This is a genomic window from Bradyrhizobium sp. WCU1 (assembly GCF_053474805.1).
The window spans coordinates 421,412-444,096 of the sequence record NZ_CM130280.1 but is presented as its reverse complement, the minus strand read 5'-3'; the positions used below and the strand labels follow the sequence as shown (position 1 = coordinate 444,096).

Below are 22,685 nucleotides of genomic sequence, written 5' to 3'. Positions count from 1 at the left end.
CGCGAGGAACAGGTGATCCATGGATTTGCGCCTCTACGATACGCTGACCCGGGAGAAGCGGCCCCTCGTGCCGCTCGATGCCAACAATGTCCGCATGTATGCCTGCGGACCGACGGTCTACGACTTCGCCCATATCGGCAACGGCCGCGCGGCCATTGTCTTCGACGTGCTGTTCCGCGTGCTGGGCCATCGCTATGGCGCCGATCACGTCACCTATGTCCGCAACATCACCGACGTCGACGACAAGATCAACGTCCGCGCCGCGCGGGACTATCCCGGCGTGCCGCTGAACGAGGCGATCCGCAAGGTTACCGAGCTGACCTATCAGCAGTACCAGGACGACGTCACGGCGCTCGGCTGCTTGGCCCCGACGGTGCAGCCGCGCGCGACCGAGCACATCCCGGAGATGCGCGCGATCATCGAGAAGCTGGTCGCCGGCGGCTTCGCCTATGTCGCCGAGGATCATGTGCTGTTCTCGCCGCAGGCGATGAACGCGGCCAATTCGGTGCTGCCGCGCTACGGCTCGCTGTCGAAGCGCTCGCTCGACGAGATGATCGCCGGCGCCCGCGTCGACGTCGCGCCCTACAAGCGCGACAACACCGACTTCGTGCTCTGGAAGCCGTCGAAGCCGGGCGAGCCGTCCTGGCCGTCGCCGGCCGGCATTGCGGTCGAGGGCCGGCCAGGCTGGCACATCGAGTGCTCGGCGATGGCCTGGAAGCATCTCGGCGAGAAGTTCGACATTCATGGCGGCGGCATCGATCTGGTGTTCCCGCACCATGAGAACGAGCTCGCCCAGACTTGCTGCGCGTTCCACACCGACCGTATGGCCAATGTCTGGATGCACAACGGCTTCCTGCAGATCGAGAGCGAGAAGATGTCGAAGTCGCTCGGCAACTTCTTCACGATCCGCGATCTCCTGGCCGATTGGCCCGGCGAGGTGCTGCGGCTCAGCATGCTCAAGACGCATTATCGTTCGCCGCTCGACTGGACGCTGAAGAGCGCGGAAGAGAGCGCGAAGACGCTCGACGACTGGTACGCGGTTGCGGCCGATGCCGAGCCCGGCGCGCCGTCGCAGGCCATGGTCGAGGCGCTCTACGACGATCTCAACACGGCGCAGGCGATGGCCGTGCTGCATGGCCTGCGCAGCGCATCGTCGAGCAGCGAGCAGAGTCGCAGGGAATTTGCCGGCTCGCTGCGGTTGCTCGGTTTCCTGTCCGAGAGCGCGGCGGCCTGGGAGGGCCGCAAGCGGCAAGCGAGCGGCGTCGATGCGGCGGCCGTCGAGGCGCTGATCGCCGAGCGCACGGCGGCGCGGGCGCGGAAGGATTTCAAGGAGTCGGACCGGATCCGTGATCAGCTCGCCGCGATGGGGGTGGCGATCAAGGATGGCAAGGACGCCGACGGCAAACCAGTGACCACCTGGGAGGTCGCGCGATGAGCCGCTCCGCACCCGCGTTGCGCCCCTATCTGCCTGATGACGCGCCGTTGCTGGCGGCGATCTTCGCGGCCTCGATCATGGACCTGACCGGCGACGATTACAGCGAGGCGCAGCAGGAAGCTTGGGCGGCGGCTGCCGACGACGAGGCAGCGTTCGGCAAGAAGCTTGCCGGCCAGCTGACGCTGATTGCGACGTTGCAGGGCGCGCCTGTCGGCTTCGCCTCGCTGAAGGGCGCCGATCACATCGACATGCTCTATGTGCATCCGAGTGCGGTCGGGCAGGGTGTCGGTGCCGCGCTGTGCGATGCATTGGAAAAGATCGCAAGCGCCCGCGGCACCAAGATCCTGAAGGTCGATGTCAGCGACACCGCGCTCGAATTCTTCCGCAAGCGCGGCTATGTCGCACAGCAGCGCAATTCGGTCACCATCGGCGACGAGTGGCTCGCCAACACCACGATGCAGAAGACGCTCGACGGCGTCGCCGCGCCCGGAGGGCACGCATGAGCCGCGAGCGCCTCTATCTGTTCGACACCACGCTGCGCGACGGCGCGCAGACCAACGGCGTCGACTTCACGCTGCAGGACAAGCAGGTGATCGCGGGCATGCTCGACGCGCTCGGCATCGACTATGTCGAGGGCGGTTATCCCGGCGCCAATCCGACCGATACCGAGTTCTTCAGCAGGAAGCCCGCGTTCGATCATGCGCGCTTCACCGCGTTCGGCATGACGCGGCGGCCGGGCCGCTCGGCCTCGAACGATCCGGGGCTCGCCGGCATCCTCGAGGCCAAGGCGGACGCGATCTGCTTCGTCGCAAAATCCTCCGCCTACCAGGTCCGGGTTGCGCTCGAGACCACCAATGAGGAGAATCTCGCCTCGATCCGCGACAGCGTCGCGGCCGCCAAGGCGATCGGCCGCGAGGTGATGGTCGACTGCGAGCATTTCTTCGACGGCTACAAGGAGAACCGCGACTATGCGCTCGCCTGCGCGACGGCGGCCTATCAGGCCGGCGCGCGCTGGGTGGTGCTGTGCGACACCAATGGCGGCACCATGCCGCATGAGATCGAAACCATCGTTGCTGATGTCGTCACGCAGGTGCCCGGCGCTCACGTCGGCATCCACGCCCATAACGACACCGAGCAGGCGGTCGCCAACTCGCTCGCCGCGGTGCGTGCCGGCGCGCGGCAGATCCAGGGCACGCTCAATGGCCTTGGTGAGCGCTGCGGCAATGCCAATCTCTGCTCGCTGATCCCGACCCTGAAGCTGAAGCAGGAGTTCGCCGAGAAGTTCGAGATCGGCGTCACCACCGAGAAGATGGCGACGCTGATGAAGGTGTCGCGCACGCTCGACGACATGCTGAACCGCGCGCCGAACCGTCACGCGGCCTATGTCGGCGAGAGCGCTTTCGTGACCAAGACCGGAATCCATGCCTCGGCTGTCATGAAGGATCCGCAGACCTATGAGCATGTGCTTCCGGAGACTGTCGGCAACCACCGCAAGGTGCTGGTCTCGGATCAGGCCGGTCGTTCCAACGTGATGGCCGAGCTCGACCGCGCCGGCATCGTTTACGACAAGACCGACCCGCGGCTGACGCGGCTGGTCGAGGAGTTGAAGGAGCGCGAGGCCGCGGGGTTCGCCTATGAATCCGCCAACGCATCCTTCGATTTGCTGGCGCGCCGCACGCTCGGCAAGGTACCGGAATATTTTAAGGTCGAGCAGTTCGACGTCAATGTCGAGCAGCGCTACAACGCCAACGGCCAGCGTGTGACCGTGGCGCTCGCGGTGGTGAAGGTCGATGTCGACGGCGAGCATCTGATCTCGGCCGCCGAAGGCAATGGCCCGGTCAATGCGCTCGACGTCGCGCTGCGCAAGGACCTCGGCAAGTACCAGAAGTACATCGATGGCCTGAAGCTGATCGACTACCGCGTGCGTATCCTCAATGGCGGCACCGAGGCGGTCACGCGGGTTCTGATCGAAAGCGAGGACGAGACCGGCGAGAGCTGGACCACGGTCGGCGTCTCGCCCAATATCATCGACGCCTCGTTCCAGGCGCTGATGGATTCGGTGTTCTACAAGCTGGTGAAGTCGGGCGCGCCGGCGTGAGTGAACGACAAACAACGCACAGCCGTCATTGCGAGGAGCGATAGCGGCGAAGTAATCCATGCCTCCACGTGCGGCGCGATGGATTGCTTCGTCTCGTTCGCAATGACGAGGGAGAACGGCACATGATCGACCACGTCTCCGTCGGCGTCCGCGATCTCGAGCGCGCGGCGCGGTTCTACGAGCCGACGCTGGCCGCGCTCGGCCTGAACCGTCTCGTCACGCGGCCGGCGACGATCGGCTTCGGCAAGGCCTATCCCGAATTCTGGATCAATCTGCGCGCCACGATGGCGCACGTCGCACATGAGAGCGGCACCCATATCTGCCTGCGTGCGAAGACCACCACTGAAGTCGATGCCTTCCACGCCGCCGCGCTGGCCTCCGGCGGCCTGTCCGATGGCCCGCCCGGCCTGCGTCCGCACGACCGCGTGCGCTACTATGCGGCTTTCGTGCTCGACCCCGACGGCAACCGGATCGAGGCGGTGACGTTTCCGAGCGCGTGAGCGAGGCTGAACCCGTCGTCCTGAGGTGCGAGCCTTGCGGCGCAATTGCGCCGCTGGGCGAGCCTCGAAGGGCGAACGGCCGCCAGCCGGGCCGTGCATGCTTCGAGACGCGCGTTCCGCGCTCCTCAGCATGACGGGAACAATTTAGCGCGTTCGAGCGATCACAGCCGCCGTGCCACTTCGGGGGCCAGCTCCTTCGCGGCGGCCGGCTTGCCGGCTACTGCGGAACGCAGCCGCGGCAGGATGTCGTCGACACGGTCGGCCATCAGGACGTTGATCGGCAATGTCGGGCGGATGAACTCCGTCGTGCGCATATGGCTCAAGAGCGAGAGCAGGGGCTCCCAGAAGTTGTCGATATTGGCGAGCAGGATCGGCTTGGAGTGACGGCCGAGCTGCTGCCAGGTCAGCTGCTCGACCAGTTCCTCCAGCGTGCCGATGCCGCCGGGCAGCGCAACGAACGCATCAGAGTGCTCGAACATCAGGCGCTTGCGCTCGTGCATGTCGGGCGTGACGATCATCTCCTGGACCGAGGTCAGCGCATTCTCGCGCGCCCGCAGGAACTCCGGGATGATGCCGGTCACCGAGCCGCCATGGTCGAGCGTGGACTTTGCGACCGCGCCCATCAGGCCGATCGAGCCGCCGCCATAGACCAGGCGCACGTTGTTTTCGGCAAAGGCCTTGCCGAGCGCGACGGCAGCTTCAACGAAGCGGGGATTGTTACCGGGGCCGGAGCCGCAATAAACACAGACGGTCTTGATTTGGTTCATACGTTCCTTGTGGCACTGCAGCGTAAACAGGGTCAAGACTCCCATATGGGGATTGAGAGCCAAAAAATCCCGTAAATTCCCGCGAATCGCGAACAATTTTCGTCATAAGCCTGTACGCCGCGTTCAAACGATCTATATGACGGGCACAATGGCAAATCGTGGAAAAGATGTGGCAGCGCGCCGGCGCGCCATGACGGCGAGAGCGGGATCCTGATGGTGCCGCCGCAACAGAGGATGACCGCTGGCGGAGAGCCCACGGCCGCGACGACGCCCGCCGAGAAGGGCACGCTGGTCGGGACCCTGGTTCATCTCTGGCCCTACATCTGGCCGGGCGATCGCGCCGATCTGAAGATGCGCGTGATCTGGTCGGTGGTGCTGCTGCTGTTCGCCAAGCTCGCGACGCTGTCGGTGCCGTTCACCTTCAAATGGGCGATCGATGCGCTGAACGGCGCGGGCTCGGCTCCGGTCGAGTCGTCGAACTGGGTGCTGTGGCTGATCGCCTCGCCGGTGCTGATGACGATCAGCTATGGCGCGGTGCGCGTCATCATGGCTGTGCTGACGCAGTGGCGCGACGGCATCTTCGCCCGCGTTGCGATGCATGCGGTGCGGCGGCTCGCCTACATCACCTTCGTCCACATGCACGAGCTGTCGCTGCGCTTCCATCTGGAGCGCAAGACCGGCGGCCTGACTCGCGTGCTGGAGCGCGGCCGCTCCGGCATCGAGACCATCGTGCGGATGGTGATCCTGCAGCTGATCCCGACCATCGTCGAGGTCACGCTGCTGGCGGCGGTCTTGCTCTGGCAGTTCGACTGGCGCTACGTGCTCGCGGTGCTGATCACGGTCGTGGTGTTCATGCACTACACCTACGTCGCGACCGAGTGGCGGATCGAGATCCGCCGCAAGATGAACGATTCCGACACCGAGGCGAACACCAAGGCGATCGACTCGCTGCTCAACTACGAGACGGTGAAGTATTTCGGCGCCGAGGAGCGCGAGGCGAGGCGCTACGACCGCTCGATGGAGCGCTACGAGCAAGCCAGCGTGAAGACCTATACTTCGCTCGCCGTGCTCAACACCGGGCAGGCGATCATCTTCACCGCCGGCCTCACCGCGACCATGCTGATGTGCGCGTTCGGCATCCGCAACGGCACCCACACGGTCGGCGATTTCGTGCTGATCAACTCGATGATGATCCAGCTCTATCAGCCGCTGAACTTCATGGGCATGGTGTATCGCGAGATCAAGCAGGCGATCATCGACATCGAGAAGATGTTCGACGTGCTGGCGCGCGATCCCGAGGTGAAGGACGTGCCGGGCGCCAAGCCGCTCGCGGTGTCCGCCGGCAGCGTGCGCTTCGAGGATGTCCGGTTCGCCTACGAGCCCGATCGGCAAATCTTGAAAGGCTTGAGTTTCGAGGTGCCGGCCGGCAAGACGGTTGCGATCGTCGGTCCGTCCGGTGCCGGCAAGTCGACGATCTCCCGGCTCTTGTTCCGGCTCTACGACGTATCGAGCGGCCGCATCCTGATCGATGGCCAGGACATCAAGACCGTGACCCAGGCCTCGCTGCGACAGGCGATCGGCATGGTGCCGCAGGACACCGTGCTGTTCAACGACACCATCCGCTACAACATCCGCTACGGCCGCTGGGATGCCGGTGACGACGAGGTGGAGGAGGCGGCGCGCCTTGCGCAGATCGACGGCTTCATCCGGATGTCGCCGCAGGGTTACGAGACCCAGGTCGGCGAGCGCGGCCTGAAGCTCTCCGGCGGCGAGAAGCAGCGCGTCGCGATCGCGCGCACCGTCTTGAAGGCACCGCCGATCCTGGTGCTGGACGAGGCGACCTCCGCGCTCGACAGCCACACCGAGGCCGAAATCCAGGGCGCGCTGGAGCGGGTGTCGCGCAACCGCACCTCGCTGGTGATCGCGCACCGGCTGTCGACCATCGTCGGCGCCGATGAGATCATCGTGCTGGACCAGGGCCGGATCGCCGAGCGCGGCACCCACGCGCGGCTTTTGGCCGCCGACGGCCTCTACGCCAGCATGTGGAACCGGCAGCGCGAGGCCGAGGAGGCCCGCGAACGGCTCGCCCAGGTCGATGACGACGGCACGGCGCCGAATCGCCTGCCGCCGGCGGTCACTGAATCCTCACAGGATTCCAGCCCCGTTGCGGGTGAGAAGCCCTTGCCGACCGCCGCGGAATAGTCGATCTAGGGCGTCTCCCGCCAACCGGGGCGGGGAAACCCAAGCGAGTTCTGATGTCGATCGCCAATTCCATCCGCGCGCAGATCCCGCCGATCCACCCCGAGGGCTACCCCTTCATTGGCGGGTTCGCCCTTGCGAGCCTGATCCTGTTCTGGATCTGGACCCCGCTCGGCTGGATCGGGACGCTGCTCACGGTGTGGTGCGCGCTGTTCTTCCGCGATCCCGTGCGGGTGACGCCGCTGCGCGACGGCATCGTGGTGTCGCCGGCCGATGGCCGCGTCTCCATGGTGGTACAGGCGCTGCCGCCGGCCGAGCTCGGCCTTGGCGACAAGCCGCTGCCGCGGGTTTCGGTGTTCATGAGCGTGTTCAACTGCCATGTGAACCGCAGCCCGGTGGCCGGCCGCATCGACCGCATCGCCTACCGGCCGGGGGCCTTCATCAATGCCGAGCTCGACAAGGCGAGCGAGGACAATGAGCGCAATTCGCTGGTCATCTCCAGCTCAAACGGGCGGATCGGCGTGGTCCAGATCGCGGGCCTCGTGGCGCGCCGCATCGTCTGTTTCGTCAAGGAGGGGCAGTCGATCGGTGCCGGCGAGCGTTTCGGCCTGATCCGCTTCGGCTCGCGTCTCGACGTCTATTTGCCCGAGGGCACCAAGGCGCTGGTCTCCGAAGGCCAGACCGCGGTGGCGGGCGAGACGATCCTGGCGGATTTCCGCGGCGCCGATCCGGGCCGCACCTACCGCGCCGATTAACGCTGTTTCGGCCGGTTGATCAGCCGGTTCCCGTGCCGATGGCGGAGCGGGGCCATGCTTGCTATATTTATCGGACCATGACGCCATTCGATAACAATTCCAGCGAGCTTCGCCGCCGCCGGTTCCGCCCGATCCCGGTGCGGATGCTGGTGCCGAACATGATCACGCTGCTGGCGATCTGCGCCGGCCTCACCGCGATCCGGCTGTCGACGGAAGGGCGGATGGAGCTGGCGGTCGCCGCCATCGTGTTCGCCGCCATCCTCGACGGCATCGACGGCCGCGTCGCCCGCATGATCAAGGGCCAGTCGAAATTCGGCGCCGAGCTCGACAGCCTCGCCGACTTCGTCAATTTCGGCGTAGCGCCGGGCCTGATCCTGTATTTCTGGCAGCTGCATGAACTCAACAACGGCGGCTGGATCGCCGCGATGGTGTTTGCGATCTCCGGCGGCCTGCGCCTGGCGCGCTTCAATGCCTCGATCGACGACCCGAACAAGCCGGCCTTCGCTGCCAATTATTTCACCGGCGTGCCGGCGCCGGCCGGTGCGATCACCGTGCTGCTGCCGATCTATCTCGCCTTCCTCGGCGTGCCGATGCCGCCGTCGACGTTGACGGCATTCTACACGCTGCTGATCGCCTTCCTGATGGTGTCGCGGCTGCCGGTGTTCTCCGGCAAGACCGTGAAGATGCGCGTGCCGCCGGAGATGGTGTTGCCGGTGTTCGTGTCGGTGGTGTTCTTCGTCGCGCTGCTGATCGGGTATCCCTGGCACATCCTGTCGGCGGGCTCGGTGGCCTATCTAATCAGCCTGCCCTGGGGCTGGAAGTCCTACCGCGACCAGGAGCGCCAGCTTGCGGCGCAGACGCGAGGTGCCGGCGCGCCGGCACCTGCCGCTGCTGCTCCTTACGTAGCGCCGGTCGCGGATAGCGACGACCATGACGACCGTCCGACCCATCTGCATTAAAGCGCGCCCATTGATTGACCCGTCATCCCCGCGCAAAGGCTTCGCCTTTGTCGCTGGACGTGCGAGCGCAGCGAGCCTCGAAGGATGCACGGTCACCAGCGGGGCCGTCGACCCTTCGAAGGCGGCTGAAGAAGCGGCCACCTCAGAGCGTGTGAATTTTTGTGGCTTGGGCGAAAGATGTAGCGGGAGGGATGGGGGATGTGATTCCCTGCAATCGCTGAATTGCGGGAGAGCGGGAGATGGCTGAAGACCAGCTGTTTGGAGAACTGCCGGAGCAGCCGAAGCCGCAAACTGATGCGGCGCCAGCGGGTTTGCCGCGTCTGCGCGAGCCGCAGCGCGATCAGATTGAACTGCGGGCGGTGGATATCGATAGCCTGATCGGGGAAGATCATCCGGCGCGGGTGATCTGGTGCTATGTCGACGGGCTCGAGCTGCGCGAGCTTGAAGATCGGATCAAGGCGCGGGGCGAGAGGCCGGGTCATCCGGCGACGTCGCCACGGCTTTTGCTGGCACTGTGGCTCTATGCGACCAGCGACGGGGTAGGAAGCGCTCGCGCCCTGGAGCGGCTGTGCGAGAGCCACGATGTCTATCGCTGGCTGTGTGGCGGGGTCTCGGTGAACTACCATACGCTGGCGGACTTCCGGGTCGGATGCGCCGATCTGCTCGATCGGCTGCTCGCCGAACATCTTGCGGCCTTGGCGGAGGTGGGCCTGGTCGACCTCAGCCAGCTGGCGCAGGACGGCGTGCGGATCCGGGCGAGCGCCGGGGCCGCCTCGTTCCGGCGAGAACAGACACTCGATCACCATTTGGAGACCGCGCAGACGATCGTGGCGGAGCTCAAACGCGAGGTCGAGGCGCGCTCCGATGCCAGCAACCAGCGCATCAAGGCGGCCAAGGAGCGAGCGGCGCGTGAGCGCACCGAACGCCTGAAGGCAGCGCAGGCCGCGCTCGCCGAGATCAAGCGGCAGCGCCAGGCGCGCGAAGACAAGCGCAACAACGGCAAGACGCCGAAGGAGCCGCGCGCCTCTACGACGGACCCCGACGCCCGCGTCATGAAGATGGCCGGCGGCGGCTTCCGGCCAGGATACAATGTGCAGGTGGCGAGCGCGGCCGGCGAGCAGATCGTGGCCGGGCTCGACGTGACCAATATTGGTTCCGATCGCGGCCTCATGCAGCCAATGCTAGATCGCTTGCGCGCGCGGACCGGCCGCCTTCCGGGCCGCCATCTCGTTGATGGCGGCTTTGGCAGTGCCGAGGACATCGAGTGGGCGCATGATCAAGGGGTTGAGGTCTATTGTCCGCCCACGCAATCCAAGCACGGTACCGATCCCTACCTGCCGCGGCGCGGCGACGGCCCGGGCGTGTTGGCTTGGCGGGCACGGATGGCAAGCGAGCCGGGCAAGGCCCAGTACAAGCTCCGATCGATCTGCGAGTGCATCCACGCTCGATGGCGCAACTGGGGCCTGCGGCAACTCACCGTACGCGGCCTTGAAAAGGTCCGTGCCGTCGCGCTCTGGTTCGTCCTCACCAACAACGTCTTACAAGGGCATCGGCTCTACAGCGCTTAAACACCACATCGGCCACCCGGCCGCAGCTGCGCAAAAAACCAAACCCACCCGACCTACAGACGTAAAAGGCAAAACCCGAAAGCTTCACAAGCTGTCAGGGTGACGGTGATAGAGTGGGCTTCACTCCCGCAAATATCAGCCATGAGCGTGCCTCGGTTGGGTTCGCCTCTGATCTCGGCTATAGGCTGGGACGGCCCGCTCGAGCATGATCCGGAAAAGTGGAAACCGGTTTTCCGAAGAGATCATGCTCAAACAAAGAAATCCGACGCCAATAATCAGGAGAGAAACGCCGTGACGACATCCGCTTCCGCCCCGCTGCCTGCTTCCGTCCTCGAGGCGTTGGCGCGCTACGACACGCCGACGATCTGCAACGCGATGGAGATCGTGGCGCCCGAGCGGCGTCTGATCGGCTACACCGTGAAGCCGCTGGTCTGCCCGTTCCCGACGCTGCCGCCGATCGTCGGCTATGCGCGCACGGTTGCGATCCGCTCGGTGCTGAAATCCGGGCTCTCGGCCGAGGAGCAGTCGAAGCGCCGCATCGACTATTACGAATATGTCGGCACCGGCTTCGGACCGCGTATCTCCGTCATCCAGGACATCGACGGGCCCGACGTCGGCTACGGCGCGTTCTGGGGCGAGGTGCAGAGCGCCGTGCACAAGGCGCTCGGCTGCCTCGGCGTCATCACCGACGGCTCGATCCGCGACATCCCGCAATGGGCGCCGGGCTTCCAGGCGCTGGCCGGTTCGATCGGCCCGTCGCACGCCTGGGTGCACGCCGAGAGTTTTGGCGGCGAGGTCCGCGTCGCCGGCATGACGGTGCGCTCCGACGACCTGATCCACGCCGACAGCCACGGCGCGATCGTGATCCCCTATGACGTCGCGGCCAAGCTGCCGGAGGCCGCCGAGCTGTGCGGCCGCCGCGAGACCCCGATCCTCGACATCGCGCGCAGCAAGGACTTTTCCCTCGAGAAGCTGAAGGACGCGCTGAAGCGTTCGTCGGAAATCCACTGACGCATCGCGCGTTATCGATATGCGGAGCGGCGGGCCTGAAGACCCGCCGTTTTGCTTTCGTCAGGCCGGCGCGACCTTGGCGATCTCGTTGGCGCCGCGAATGGTCATGTCGACGGCGACATAGAGGATCACGGCGAGGCCGAGATAGGCGATCCAGCGGTGGTTCTGCAGGAGCCGCGCGATGAAGGTGGCGGCCGCGCCCATCATCGCGATCGAGAGCGCAAGGCCGAACACCAGCACGATCGGCTGCTCGCGCGCCGCGCCGGCAACCGCCAGCACGTTGTCGAGCGACATCGAGACGTCGGCGACGATGATCTGGGTCGTGGCCTGCCAGAGCGTCTTGCGCTGGCCGGCCGCGCCGTCGGCTGTGTGTTCGGCCGCGGTCCTGTGCGCGCTGGCGCGCAGCTCCCGCCACATCTTCCAGCACACCCACAGCAAGAGGATGCCGCCGGCCAACAGCAGGCCGACGATCTGCATCAACTGCGTTGTGAGCAGCGCGAACACGATGCGCAACAGCGTCGCGGCGCCGATGCCGATCAGGATCGCCTTGCCGCGTTGCTTTGCCTGCAGGCCGGCCGCGGCAAGGCCGATCACCACGGCATTGTCGCCGGCCAGCACGAGGTCGATGACGACGACTTGCAGCAAAGCGCTGAGCGCGTCGAGTGAGAATAGTTCGGACATGGATCATCCCCCTGAGGTCGGGGAGTGGACCGTTCGACGAAGCCGGATGCGTTCGTCATCCGACGGCAAATCCGCCGCGACGGTGTCGCGTCGCGGGTCGAGGCAGGGCCACTCCAACTGAGTTCCAGTCCGACATCGCAGCTTGTGGCTGCCAGAGGGGCCCGGCCTGGGATTACGGTCGTGATGCTGGACGAAACGCCGCCTGTTCTTCGAAGAACAGCGCCGCTTGGTCCGGCTCGCCGAGGATCGCCGCTGCACACCCCATAAAGGTGAACGCACCGGCGAATCCCACAGCGTGAGGTTCGCCGCGCTTGCGCGCACGCGGATCACGCGCGCCGCAAGCGCGGCCATGGCTGCCTCAGCGAACAACACGAGGCTGAGCGCGGGCAGCACGAGTGCGGGCTCAACCAGACGCAGCGTCAGGACGATCGGCAGCGCTGACAGCACCGCGAACAGCAGGAGCATGCCGAACGGCTCCCGCGAGGGAGTTTTCCGCACGATCCGGTCTGGAATGGTCGAGGACATTCCGATCCTGACTTGGTCGTTCGTGTCGAGACTATCAGAATGCATTCACGTTGACGCGCGGCGCGGCGCCGCGCGACGGCAGGCCGCGCGACAGGCTGTACGCCGGGCGGCCATGGCAGCGCTGTGGGCGGTCCATTTCGGCCGTTCCGGCGCTGGCGGCGCCATGGCAAAGTCCGTGCCGCGCATTTATCTTTGCTGGCAGCACTGGGCGAACGATCGAAGGGCGATTGCGATGAATATGGCAGGCAAGACCGTGCTGATCACCGGTTCCACCGATGGCGTCGGCCGGTACGTGGCGATGAAGCTGGCGGCTGCCGGCGCCCGGGTCCTGATCCATGGCCGCGATACCAAGCGGGCGCAGGCCCTTGCCGACGAGATCAAGCGGGTCAGTGGCCGCGAGCCGATGTTCTATCAGGCCGATCTGTCCTCGCTCGCCGAGGTCCGCGAGTTTGCCCAGCTGGTGCTCGACGACCAGGAGCGCCTCGACGTGCTGGTCAGCAATGCCGGTATCGGCTCGCAGAACGAGGGCCCGGCGCGGCAGACCAGCAAGGATGGCCACGAGCTGCGCTTCGCGGTGAATTACCTCGCCGGCTTCCTGCTTGCGCATCTGCTGTTGCCGCGGCTGAAGGCGAGTGCCCCGGCGCGCATCGTCAACGTCGCCTCGCTCGGCCAGCACCCGATCGATTTCGGCGACGTGATGATCACCAGGAACTACAGCGGCGGCCGCGCCTATGCGCAGAGCAAGCTGTCGCAGATCATGTTCACCATCGATCTCGCCGAGCAGTTGCAGGGCTCCGGCGTCACCGTCAATTCGCTGCATCCGGCGACCTACATGAACACCACGATGGTGCGCGCCAGCGGCGCGACGCCGATCTCGACCGTGGAGCAGGGCGGCGACGCCATCCTGCGCCTGGTCCAGGACGACGACGTCGCCGACAAGAGCGGGCTGTTCTTCGACGGCAAGCGCGAGGCCCGCGCCCATGCGCAGGCCTATGATGCCGAGGCGCGCCAGCGGCTGCGGGCGCTGAGCCTCGCGCTCACGGGCCTGCGGACTTCCTGACCTGGCGCGGGGCTGGCGCGGCTTCGGCGTGGATCGCCTCGAACAGACGCTTGCAGGCAGCAGGAACGCCGCGATCGGGCACGGTCGCAATGCCGAGCAGCAGGCCGGGTTGCGCGCGCTTCGGTGAGAGATACCAGGGCGAGAGCGGGGCAGGCGCCAGCCCGTGCGCCAGCACCTGCCGCGCGATTTCGACATCCCCGGCCTGGTCCGGCAGCGTCAGCATCACAGCAAGTCCCGCGACCCGCACGTCGTTGCTCCACGGACGCAGCGCAGATGTCAGGGCGTCGCGGTTGTCGCAATAGGCTTGCTTGGTGCGTCGGAGGTGGCGGATGTAGTGGCCATCGCGCATGAACTCCGCGGTCGAAAGCTGCACGGCCGGTCCGGGGGCCGGGACGAGGCAGGTCGCGACATCGGCGAACTCCGCGGCCAATGGCTCGGGCGCAACCAGGAAGCCGAGCCGCAGCGTCGGCGAGATGGTCTTGCTGAATGAGCCGAGATGGATCACGCGGCCGGTGCGATCGAGCGAGGCGAGCGCCGGCGCGGCGCGGCCGTCGAGCTGCAACTCGCCGAGATAGTCGTCCTCGATGATCCAGCCGCCGGTCTGCGTGGCCCAGTCGAGCAGCTGCGCGCGGCGCGCCGCCGACAATGGCGGGCCGAGCGGCGCCTGCTGTCCCGGCGTCACGACTGCGAGCGCCGCATCGGGGGCGTGTTTGAGGCCATGGTCGACGTCGATGCCGTTGCCGTCGACGGGGACTGCGACCAGCTCCAGCCGGGCGAGCTCGAGCCCCTTTCGGGTCAATGGAAATCCCGGGTCTTCCATCCATGCGCGGCGGCCTTCGAGGCCGAGCACGCGCAGCGCGAGGCCAAGTCCGCCGCTGAAGCCTGACGTGACGACGATCTGCGCCGGCGAGCATTCCACGCCGCGCGCGATCGCAAGATGCGCCGCGATCTCACGCCGCAGTTCGAGCTCGCCGCGCGGATCGCCATAGCGGCTCACCGCGCTCAGCTCTGCTCGCACGGCGCGCGCGCGGATTCGTGCCAGCAGCTTTGCGGGGAGGGAGTCCTGCGCGGGAACGCCCATCCGGAAGTGTCCCTGGCCGGTCAGGTCATGAAACATCTCCACGACCGATCCGGGAGCGACCGGCGCGTCGGGCTTGGCGGCCTTTCCTGGACGCCTCGCGACGCTGGTGCCATTCGCCTTCGACGACACGATGTGCTGGGTGTCCGACAATCTGTCGTAGGCCGCCCGCACCGTACCGCGGGCGACGCCGAGCTGCGCGGCGAGGTCGAGCCACGACGGCAACCGTGCGCCCGGCACCAGCACGCCATTGTCGATCGCCGTCACGATCGCCTTGCGGATCTGCTCGGAGAGCGGCGTTTTGGCCGAGCGGTCGAGCGCGATGGGAAGCGGCTTTGGCATGGCCCGTGGTACACCAATTCGGTTCATTCTTGGTGCTTCTTTTCAGGCCTCCATGCCCGCATCTATCCGGCAGCAATGGAGGCGATCAGATGAAGATCCTACTGCCGGTTATTCTGGCCTGCGCGGTGCTTGCGACCGCGGCGAGAGCGGAAACGGTGACGCCGAAGTTCGAGCACGTGATCACGAACATTCCCGGCAAGTCGCTGGTCACGGCCGAGGTCGACTTCCCGCCTGGCGATCCGTCGGCGCCGCACCGTCATGCCAAATCCGCCTTCCTGTATGTCTATGTCCTGCAGGGCGCGATCGAGAGCCAGGTCGAGGGCGAGGCCGCGCCGCATGTCTATCGCGCCGGCGACAGCTTCTTCGAGGCGCCCGGCGCGCATCACGTGATCGGACGCAATGCCAGCAGCACCGAGCCCGCGAAGCTGCTTGCCGTCTTCGTCGTCGACAGCAACGACAAGGCGCTGACCGTCTACGACCAGGCAGAGCAAAAGCAAGGGCACAAGCAGTGAGCATGCGCATCGACTACAACAAGGCGGCCCCTGCGGGCATCAAGGCGCTCGGTGGCGTCTATGGCTATCTCACCCAATGCGGACTGTCCGCGCAGCTGATCGAGCTGGTCTATCTGCGCATCTCGCAGATCAACGGCTGCGCCTATTGCCTCGACATGCATACGCGCTCGCTGCGGAAGATGGGCGTCAAGATCGAGAAGCTCGCGCTGCTGCAGGTCTGGCACGAGGCGGAGGCGCTGTTCGACGCCGAGGAGCGCGCGGCGCTGGCCTGGGCCGAAACCGTCACCCGGGTGGCGCAGACCGCGATCCCGGACCAGGACTATCAGGCGGCGCGTGCCGTGTTCAACGAAAAGCAGCTGGTCGACCTGACCATCGCGATCGGCCTGATGAACACCTACAACCGGATCGCGATCGGTTTCCGTAACCCGCCGCAAGCCGTCGTCGAGCATTCCGCCGCGGCGTGAATGCCGACCGGGGCCGAATCCGGCAGTCGCGACAGTGCGGCTTCCGGATTCAAACCGGCCTTGCGCTCGGCCTGAATTGCGTGAGGGCAACGCCGGAAATCGCGAGCAGCCCCCCGACGATCAGCTTCGGGGTCATGCTGTCGCCAAGGAACATGACGCTCGAAATCAGTGCGAACACCGGAAGCAGCAGGCCGAACGGCGCGACGCGGCCCATCGAGCAACGGGCGATCAGCCAGAACCAGAGGCCAAACCCGGCAATTCCTCCGACGAAAATTGTATAGGCGAGTGCCAGCCAGCCACGATGATCCGCCGTGACAAGGCTCGCCGCTTGTCCATGTTCAAGGAGCAACGACATCAACGTGACCTGCGGTACCGTGAGCAGCGAGAACCACCCCATCAACATCAGGGGATCAAAAGGGCCGTAGCGTTTCGTCAGGACGTTCGACACCGCGAACGCGAAGGCTGCCCCGACCACGAGCAGCAACGGAAGGGCGTTTGCCGAGAGCCCAGGCCCTGCTGCCAGCACGACCACACCGACGAATGCAAGCACCACGCCGGCGGAAGCAGTCAGAGACGGCCTCTCCGCAAGCAGTGGCCAAGCCAACAGGACGGTGAACGGCGGAGCGAGTTGATACGCGACGGCCGATAGGCTTCCCGAGCCGAGCCCAAGGCCGACATAGAACAGCCCGAAGTTTAGCCCGCCAAGGAAAACCGAAATAGCTGCGACAGGGCCGAACTGTTGACGTGTCGGCCTTTTGACGAATGGAATAAGCAGTAGCGCGATAGCCAGGAAGCGCAGTGCGAGGAAGAAGAGAGGCGGAAATTCCATGACGCCCACCTTGATGGCCACGAACTGATAGCCCCAGAGCAGGGGAACGAGCACAGCGCAGACGATCTGGATCGCAGACATAGCTTCCTTCTTTCACGACCGATCGGTCTATATATCGGCGCGCCAATAAGAGGCGTCGATGTGTCGACTTACCTGATGAAGCGCTCGAGAAAAGCGTCAACGGTGGCTTGCGAAATGATCCGTGTCGGCGCCGTTTTACCAACCACCCGCAGCCCCTCGACGAAACAGACGAGAATTCGGGCGGCACTTGAAGGTTCGACGCCGTCGGCCAGCTTGCCCGCCATTTTTGCCCGGGAAAGCGCATCTGCCACCCTGGCCTCCATGTCTCTGAAAAAGCCCGCGATGCGACGATCAACGTCGGCATCACGGCCAGCCAGTTCCATGGTGGTGGCTACCAACAGGCATCCGCGTCGGCCATTGGCACCGCTGTTGCGCTCGACATAGCCGGCAAGGTAGGCCCGCAGGCCGGCGACCGGCTCCCTGCGCGGGTCGAATTCGGCGTCCATCCGTGTCAGGGCATCGGCAATGTAGCGATCGAGCGCGCGCAGGAACAGCGAGTGCTTGTCGCCGAATGCGGCGTAGAGACTGCCGCGCGAGAGCTTCGTCGCACGAAGCAGGTCCGGCAGCGCCGTGGCGTGATAGCCGCGCGACCAGAACACATTCATTGCGCGTTCGACGGCGGCTTCGACGTCGAAACTCCGGGGGCGGCCACGGGGCGGCGGTACAGCGATCTGGCGGCTCATTGTTGATATATAGACTAATTGGTCTATAAATTGCAAGGGCGTTGCAAGAGGGAGAGCCCGGCCAACACGGTCACCAGCCCGGCCGCCTGCAGCTTGGCGCCGGCCGTATGTTCGCTCATGCGGACGACTACGTGAGCGCGACGCGGATCAACCCATTGCGATGCATGGCTGCATGGCACGGCGGCTGATCGCGAGGACCCATGTCCGGTGATGAGCGTGCACCCGTGCGGGGGACCACTTGTGCTTCAATCGCGTACCGCTCGGTGCCACGCCCGAGCTTTTGCCGTCGTCTCCTCGACGAACGCGGTTTTTCCGTTTCGATATGCCCCGATGTCGTCCTTTGACGAAGCGGCAAGCTCGCGCTTGATATCTGCGTAGGCGCGGGCTGCCTCGGGGTGTGCGCGAAGATAGTCGCGAAACACCACCAGTGCCTCCCATCGCGGATGCGATAGCTCCATCACATGCATGTGGTGCGTCCAGGGACCTGGCGGCCCCTTGCGGAAGAACAACTCGCGGGGGAGCCATGACGCGTATTCCGGCATGCAGATATAGCCGAGTGCCTCGAGCGGTGTCATGCAGCGCTGCCGGGCCTGTTCAAGGTTAGGGACACCAACCAAGAGGTCGATGATCGGCTTCGACGGGAGGCCTGGAACGGCAGTGCTGCCGACATGCTCAATGGCCAACGCGAATGGCGCGAGTGCCTGCGCGATCCGCGCGCGCTCCTGCGCGAACAGTGCGGGCCAGCTGGGGTCATAGTCGGAGACGACGATCGACCCGGCGCCGTACTTCTCCACGCTCACCTCCTGATCGTCCTTCTCGCAGACTATCACCCGGGCGGCGGCGATGCTTCGCTCAGGACCCCTGCTTCACCTCGATGGGCTTCGTCGCGAACTGCGGAAATGTCTCGGCCACGACGGGGCCGTCCAGCCGCCACGAATAGCAGCCGCCGACGAAGAATGGCGGCTCGGTGGCATCGCGCTGATGATCGAGCGAGTCGCGGCCCTTCGGGTTCTTGCCTGCGGTCGCGGTCTGGAACAGCGTCGTCACCGCGGGACCCAGCAGCTCGGCGAGATGGGTGCAGGTCTCCAGTCTGCCGATCTTGCGGCGCACCAGCTCGCGCCAGCCCTTGCCTATGCGTTCGCCGACCAGCCGCTGCAAAATCCCTTCGACGTCGAGGCAGGACGGGTAGGGCGTCGAGGCCATATTGGTGCCGGTCTCACGGATCGTGAAACTGTCGTCGACCGCGAGACGCAGCCTGATGTCGTGCACGGGATCGTCGGGTTGTTGCAGGCCGCGATGCCTGTCCTGTCGTGCATAGGGCTTGGTGTCGACCAGCCGCGCCTCGACTTCCCACAGCCCGTCGTCGCGGAGATAGCCGAGACATTCGACGGAGCGGCGGTGCATCAGGCGGCGGGGCTTGCCGTCGGCGTTGGTATCAGGTGCGGACATCGGAACTCGCTGGATTGGATCTAGAAACGATCCAATCGGCCGCGTGCCTCGATGTCAACGCATGCTGTCGGCGCGGCCCTATGCAGTGCGTAGGGCGGGTCAGGCGTCAGCTCACCCGCCGCTCGCGGTTCTCCCAATACGGCTTGCGCAGCTCGCGCTTCAGGATCTTGCCGGCGCCGGAGAGCGGCAGCGCCGTTGCGGTGATGTCGACGCTACGCGGGCATTTGTAGCCGGCGATCAACGTGTGGCAGTGCGCCATCAGCTCTTCCGGCGTGGCGCTGGCGCCGCTCTTCATCACCACGACGGCGTGAACCTGCTCGCCCCAGCGCTCGCTCGGAATGCCGATCACGGCGCACTGCGCCACGCTCGGGTGCTGGGCGAGAGCGTTCTCGACTTCGGCCGAATAGACGTTCTCGCCGCCGGAGATGATCATGTCCTTGACCCGGTCGACGACGTAAACGAAGCCGTCCGCATCCATGTAGCCGCCGTCCCCGGTGTGCATCCAGCCGTCGATCACGGCGCGCGCGGTCTCCTCCGGCCGTTCCCGATAGCCCATCATCACCATGTCACCGCGCACCGCGATCTCGCCGACGGTGCCCGTCGGCACGACCTTGTCCTCCGCATCGACGATCTTGACCTCGGCGCCGAGCGTGGCACGGCCGGCGCCGCGATGCCGGCCCTTGGCGCGGCCGTCGCCGATATGCTCCTTCCAGTGCAGCAGGGTTGCGATCGGCGACAGCTCGGTCATGCCGTAGGCTTGCGTGAACTCGACATGCGGCAACGCCTTCATCGCGCGCATCAGCACCGCGTCGCTGATCACCGAGGCGCCGTAGGCGATCCGCTTCAGCGACGACAGGTCGTAATTCGCGAGTGTCGGGTGATCGACGAACATCTGGATCATGGTCGGCACCAGCAGCACGTCGGTGACGCGCTCCTTCTGCACGGCAGCGGCGACGCCGTCGGGCGTAAAGCCCTGGATCACGACATTGGAGCCGCCCGACAACAGCACTGAATACATCGCCGCGCCGTTGGCGAGATGGAACATCGGCGCCGCGTGCAGGTAGATCGTGCTGCTGGGCCACAGGCCTTCGCCGAGGGCGTTGAGCGCATTGGCCATCAGGTTGCCGTGGCTCAGCATCACGCCCTTGGAGCGGCCGGTGGTGCCGCCGGTGTAGAAGATGCCGGCGAGATCGTCGCGGGTGCGCATCGCATCCGGAATCGGTTCGCTGCGCGTGATCAGCGTCTCATAGTTCTCCATGCCTTCAGGCGTTTCGCCCTCGTCGGCATAGATCAGCGTCAGACCGGGGATCGCGTCCGCGAGCGTCGCGCCGACCGCCGCGAACGCCTTGTCGACGAACAGGATCGTGGCGCGGCAGTCGCGCAGCGCGTCCTCGTTCTCGATCGGAGACCAGCGGATGTTGAGCGGCACGATCACGGCGCCGGCCCAGCCGACTGCCAGATAGAGCTCGAGATAGCGGTCGGAGTTCAGCGACAGGATTGCGACGCGGTCGCCATTCGCTGCGCCGAGCGCGCGGATGCCGGAGGCGAGGCGGGCGACGCGGGTGCCGACCTCGCGCCAGTTGCGGCGTCGCTCACCGCAGACGACCGCGAGGCCGTTTGGATTGACCTGCAGCGCGCGCCGCAGCCCGTGTGTGATGTTCACTCTGATTCTCCCTTGGTGTGTTTCCCTTGCGAGGCGGTTTGTCCGCCTTCTCTGCAGCCGGAACGGCTGCTTTCTGCGCTGTCTTGCGCGTTGCCGTCGTGGCAATCCCCTCGGTGAGGCGGATCGCGAATTCCTCGGCGACGGCGCGTCCGGTCATCGCGCCGCCGGGCTGGAACCAGTGTCCGATCCAGTTCAGCGAGCCCGCAATCGCGAACGCCGCGAGCTTCGGATCGCAGTGTTTCACCGAACCGTCCTCGACGCCACCAGCGATATAGTCGCGGAAGGCGCGATCGATCCGCCGCTTGGCGGTCTGCACGATCTTGCGGTTGTTCTCGCTGAGATCGCGGAGGTCGAACCTGACCAGGCTCTTGCCGTAGTCCTCGGTCATCAGCTCGGCATAGCGGACGATCAGCTTGCGCAGCTTGTCGAGCCCCGAGCCGCCGGCGGCCGAGGTCTCGGCGATGCAGTCGTCGACCAGCTCATTGCCGATCGACCAGCATTCGTAGAGGATCTCGTCCTTGCTGCGGAAGTAATTGTAGAGCGCCGGCTTGGTGATGTTGAGCCGTCTGGCGACCTCGTTCAGCGTGGCGCGATGGTAGCCCTGTTCCAGGAACAGCGCGACGGCCGTGCGCAGCACCGCCTCGCGCTTCTCATCGCGGGCGCGGCGCCGGCTCTCGAAGGGCAGCCAGGGGGACTGGCTGGAGGAGGGGATGTGACCGTCGTCCATCTCTTGAAGCCGGTGTCGTGAAGCCGATGCCGCATTGACTTTGCGTGATGTCCCGTATATTACCCATGGGTAATAAATAGTCCAGTGGGTAATTTTAGGGAGGACACGTGATGGCGTCACGCACCTATGTTGCCGGGGTCGGCATGATCCCGTTCGTCAAGCCCGGCGCCAATGCGCCGTATCATGTGATGGGCGCCGAGGCCGCGAAGCTCGCGCTCGCCGACGCCGGCCTCGACTACGGCAAGGTGCAGCAGGCGTATGTCGGCTACGTCTACGGCGACTCCACCTGCGGCCAGCGCGCGCTCTATCCGGTCGGCATGACCGGCATCCCGATCGTCAACGTCAACAACAATTGCTCGACCGGCTCGACCGCGCTGTTCCTGGCGCGGCAGGCGATCGAGTCCGGTGCGGCCGATTGCGTGATGGCGCTCGGCTTCGAGCAGATGAAGCCCGGCGCGCTCGGCGCCGTGTTCACCGACCGCCCCAGCGCGTTCGACGATTTCGACGCTGCGGCCGACAGACTGGTCGATGCGCCCGGCGTGCCGCTGGCGCTGCGCTATTTCGGCGGCGCGGGTCTCAGCCACATGAAGAAATACGGCACGCCGCTCTCGGCGTTCGCGAAAGTCCGCGCCAAGGCGAGCCGCCATGCCAGGAACAATCCGCTGGCGTTGTTCCGCAAGGAGGTCACCGCCGACGACGTGATGAACGACCAGGTGATCTGGCCGGGCGTGATGACGCGGCTGATGGCATGCCCGCCGACCTGCGGCGGCGCCGCCGCGATCCTGGTCTCGGAGAAATTCGCCGACCAGCACGGCCTCAACAAGCAGGTGCGCATCGCGGCGCAGGCGATGACGACCGACACGCCGTCGACCTTCGGCGCCTCCGACATGATGCAGGTGGTCGGCTACGACATGGCGCGCGATGCCGCGAGTAAGGTCTATGAAGCCGCCGGCATCGGACCTGCGGACCTCGACGTGGTCGAGCTGCACGACTGCTTCGCGCATAACGAGCTGATCACCTATGAAGGGCTCGGCCTGTGCGGCGAGGGCGAGGCCGCCAAGTTCATCGACGATGGCGACAACAGCTATGGCGGCCGGATCGTCACCAATCCGTCCGGCGGCCTGCTGTCGAAGGGCCATCCGCTCGGCGCCACCGGGCTTGCGCAATGCTACGAGCTGACCCGGCAGCTGCGCGGCACCGCGGCGGCGACGCAGGTGGAGGGCGCGCGGCTCGGCCTGCAGCACAATCTCGGTCTCGGCGGCGCCTGCGTCGTCACGCTCTACGAACGTGCCTGAGGCC

General features: G+C 65.8%; 23 protein-coding genes. 13 read left to right on the top strand and 10 right to left on the bottom strand.

The features are described from left to right. The first annotated feature begins 19 nt into the window (after positions 1-19). From cysS to ACTUWL_RS02150, 4 genes are all read left to right on the top strand, one after another. Entirely contained in the window at positions 20-1,435 is a 1,416-nt protein-coding gene (cysS, locus tag ACTUWL_RS02165) for a cysteine--tRNA ligase (RefSeq protein ID WP_021081984.1), read from the top strand. Next, positions 1,432-1,938, top strand: coding sequence for a GNAT family N-acetyltransferase (locus ACTUWL_RS02160; protein WP_021081985.1), 507 nt, complete (start codon positions 1,432-1,434; stop codon positions 1,936-1,938). Before cysS ends, ACTUWL_RS02160 begins: the two co-directional genes overlap by 4 nt. Then, on the top strand, positions 1,935-3,533 hold the full coding sequence (gene cimA / locus ACTUWL_RS02155; RefSeq protein ID WP_021081986.1) for a citramalate synthase: 1,599 nt from the start codon (positions 1,935-1,937) through the stop codon (positions 3,531-3,533). Before ACTUWL_RS02160 ends, cimA begins: the two co-directional genes overlap by 4 nt. A gap of 122 nt (positions 3,534-3,655) precedes the next feature. Next, the gene (locus ACTUWL_RS02150) at positions 3,656-4,033 is read left to right on the top strand and encodes a VOC family protein (protein WP_021081987.1); all 378 of its coding nucleotides are present in this window, start codon (positions 3,656-3,658) and stop codon (positions 4,031-4,033) included. A 161-nt stretch (positions 4,034-4,194) separates the two neighbouring features. On the opposite strand, the gene ACTUWL_RS02145 is transcribed toward ACTUWL_RS02150, so the two are convergent. Then, on the bottom strand, positions 4,195-4,800 hold the full coding sequence (locus ACTUWL_RS02145; protein ID WP_035653381.1) for an LOG family protein: 606 nt from the start codon (positions 4,798-4,800) through the stop codon (positions 4,195-4,197). A 234-nt stretch (positions 4,801-5,034) separates the two neighbouring features. Here ACTUWL_RS02145 and ACTUWL_RS02140 point away from each other — a divergent pair, with 234 nt between their 5' ends. The 5 genes from ACTUWL_RS02140 to ACTUWL_RS02120 all read left to right on the top strand — a co-directional run bounded on the left by ACTUWL_RS02140 (position 5,035) and on the right by ACTUWL_RS02120 (position 11,292). After that, entirely contained in the window at positions 5,035-7,002 is a 1,968-nt protein-coding gene (locus ACTUWL_RS02140) for an ABCB family ABC transporter ATP-binding protein/permease (RefSeq protein ID WP_035653389.1), read from the top strand. Positions 7,003-7,055: 53 nt separating this feature from the next. Then, a complete protein-coding gene (locus ACTUWL_RS02135; protein ID WP_021081990.1) occupies positions 7,056-7,754 on the top strand; it encodes a phosphatidylserine decarboxylase in 699 nt (232 codons plus the stop codon). A 77-nt stretch (positions 7,755-7,831) separates the two neighbouring features. After that, on the top strand, positions 7,832-8,713 hold the full coding sequence (gene pssA, locus ACTUWL_RS02130; RefSeq protein WP_106940253.1) for a CDP-diacylglycerol--serine O-phosphatidyltransferase: 882 nt from the start codon (positions 7,832-7,834) through the stop codon (positions 8,711-8,713). 239 nt (positions 8,714-8,952) lie between these two features. Next, on the top strand, positions 8,953-10,281 hold the full coding sequence (locus ACTUWL_RS02125; RefSeq protein ID WP_203369013.1) for an IS1182 family transposase: 1,329 nt from the start codon (positions 8,953-8,955) through the stop codon (positions 10,279-10,281). Between the two features lie 291 nt (positions 10,282-10,572). After that, a complete protein-coding gene (locus ACTUWL_RS02120; protein ID WP_021081846.1) occupies positions 10,573-11,292 on the top strand; it encodes an RraA family protein in 720 nt (239 codons plus the stop codon). Positions 11,293-11,352: 60 nt separating this feature from the next. Here ACTUWL_RS02120 and ACTUWL_RS02115 read toward each other — a convergent pair whose 3' ends face one another. Beyond that, positions 11,353-11,973: a TerC family protein gene (locus tag ACTUWL_RS02115; protein ID WP_021081845.1), complete on the bottom strand. Its 621-nt coding sequence runs from the start codon at positions 11,971-11,973 to the stop codon at positions 11,353-11,355. Positions 11,974-11,976: 3 nt separating this feature from the next. Then, positions 11,977-12,438, bottom strand: a complete 462-nt coding sequence (locus ACTUWL_RS02110; protein ID WP_291734782.1) for a hypothetical protein — start codon at positions 12,436-12,438, stop codon at positions 11,977-11,979. 292 nt (positions 12,439-12,730) lie between these two features. On the opposite strand from ACTUWL_RS02110, the gene ACTUWL_RS02105 reads away from it, so the two are divergent. Further along, positions 12,731-13,558 carry an SDR family NAD(P)-dependent oxidoreductase gene (locus ACTUWL_RS02105; RefSeq protein ID WP_021081843.1) on the top strand — a complete coding sequence of 276 codons (828 nt, stop codon included), beginning with the start codon at positions 12,731-12,733 and terminating at the stop codon, positions 13,556-13,558. Here ACTUWL_RS02105 and pdxR read toward each other — a convergent pair. After that, a complete protein-coding gene (gene pdxR, locus ACTUWL_RS02100) occupies positions 13,536-14,978 on the bottom strand; it encodes a MocR-like pyridoxine biosynthesis transcription factor PdxR (protein ID WP_021081842.1) in 1,443 nt (480 codons plus the stop codon). The genes ACTUWL_RS02105 and pdxR overlap by 23 nt on opposite strands. Before the next feature lie 89 nt (positions 14,979-15,067). On the opposite strand from pdxR, the gene ACTUWL_RS02095 reads away from it, so the two are divergent. Both ACTUWL_RS02095 and ACTUWL_RS02090 read left to right on the top strand, forming a co-directional pair. Then, a complete protein-coding gene (locus tag ACTUWL_RS02095; RefSeq protein WP_021081841.1) occupies positions 15,068-15,490 on the top strand; it encodes a cupin domain-containing protein in 423 nt (140 codons plus the stop codon). Next, on the top strand, positions 15,487-15,954 hold the full coding sequence (locus ACTUWL_RS02090; RefSeq protein WP_035653290.1) for a carboxymuconolactone decarboxylase family protein: 468 nt from the start codon (positions 15,487-15,489) through the stop codon (positions 15,952-15,954). The genes ACTUWL_RS02095 and ACTUWL_RS02090 overlap by 4 nt, the downstream gene beginning before the upstream one ends. A gap of 49 nt (positions 15,955-16,003) precedes the next feature. On the opposite strand, the gene ACTUWL_RS02085 is transcribed toward ACTUWL_RS02090, so the two are convergent. The 6 genes from ACTUWL_RS02085 to ACTUWL_RS02060 all read right to left on the bottom strand — a co-directional run bounded on the left by ACTUWL_RS02085 (position 16,004) and on the right by ACTUWL_RS02060 (position 21,386). After that, entirely contained in the window at positions 16,004-16,864 is an 861-nt protein-coding gene (locus tag ACTUWL_RS02085; protein ID WP_021081839.1) for a DMT family transporter, read from the bottom strand. Positions 16,865-16,932: 68 nt separating this feature from the next. Further along, positions 16,933-17,469, bottom strand: a complete 537-nt coding sequence (locus ACTUWL_RS02080) for a TetR/AcrR family transcriptional regulator (protein WP_291734788.1) — start codon at positions 17,467-17,469, stop codon at positions 16,933-16,935. A gap of 323 nt (positions 17,470-17,792) precedes the next feature. Beyond that, positions 17,793-18,341, bottom strand: coding sequence for a GrpB family protein (locus ACTUWL_RS02075; protein WP_021081837.1), 549 nt, complete (start codon positions 18,339-18,341; stop codon positions 17,793-17,795). A gap of 58 nt (positions 18,342-18,399) precedes the next feature. Continuing rightward, positions 18,400-18,996 (bottom strand): DUF2889 domain-containing protein, encoded by a 597-nt coding sequence (locus ACTUWL_RS02070; RefSeq protein WP_021081836.1) that lies wholly within the window; start codon positions 18,994-18,996, stop codon positions 18,400-18,402. Between the two features lie 106 nt (positions 18,997-19,102). Beyond that, positions 19,103-20,659 (bottom strand): acyl-CoA synthetase, encoded by a 1,557-nt coding sequence (locus ACTUWL_RS02065; protein WP_035653288.1) that lies wholly within the window; start codon positions 20,657-20,659, stop codon positions 19,103-19,105. Then, positions 20,589-21,386: a TetR/AcrR family transcriptional regulator gene (locus tag ACTUWL_RS02060; RefSeq protein ID WP_021081834.1), complete on the bottom strand. Its 798-nt coding sequence runs from the start codon at positions 21,384-21,386 to the stop codon at positions 20,589-20,591. Before ACTUWL_RS02060 ends, ACTUWL_RS02065 begins: the two co-directional genes overlap by 71 nt. A gap of 110 nt (positions 21,387-21,496) precedes the next feature. Here ACTUWL_RS02060 and ACTUWL_RS02055 point away from each other — a divergent pair, with 110 nt between their 5' ends. After that, positions 21,497-22,681: a lipid-transfer protein gene (locus ACTUWL_RS02055; protein WP_021081833.1), complete on the top strand. Its 1,185-nt coding sequence runs from the start codon at positions 21,497-21,499 to the stop codon at positions 22,679-22,681. Positions 22,682-22,685 lie beyond the last annotated feature (4 nt).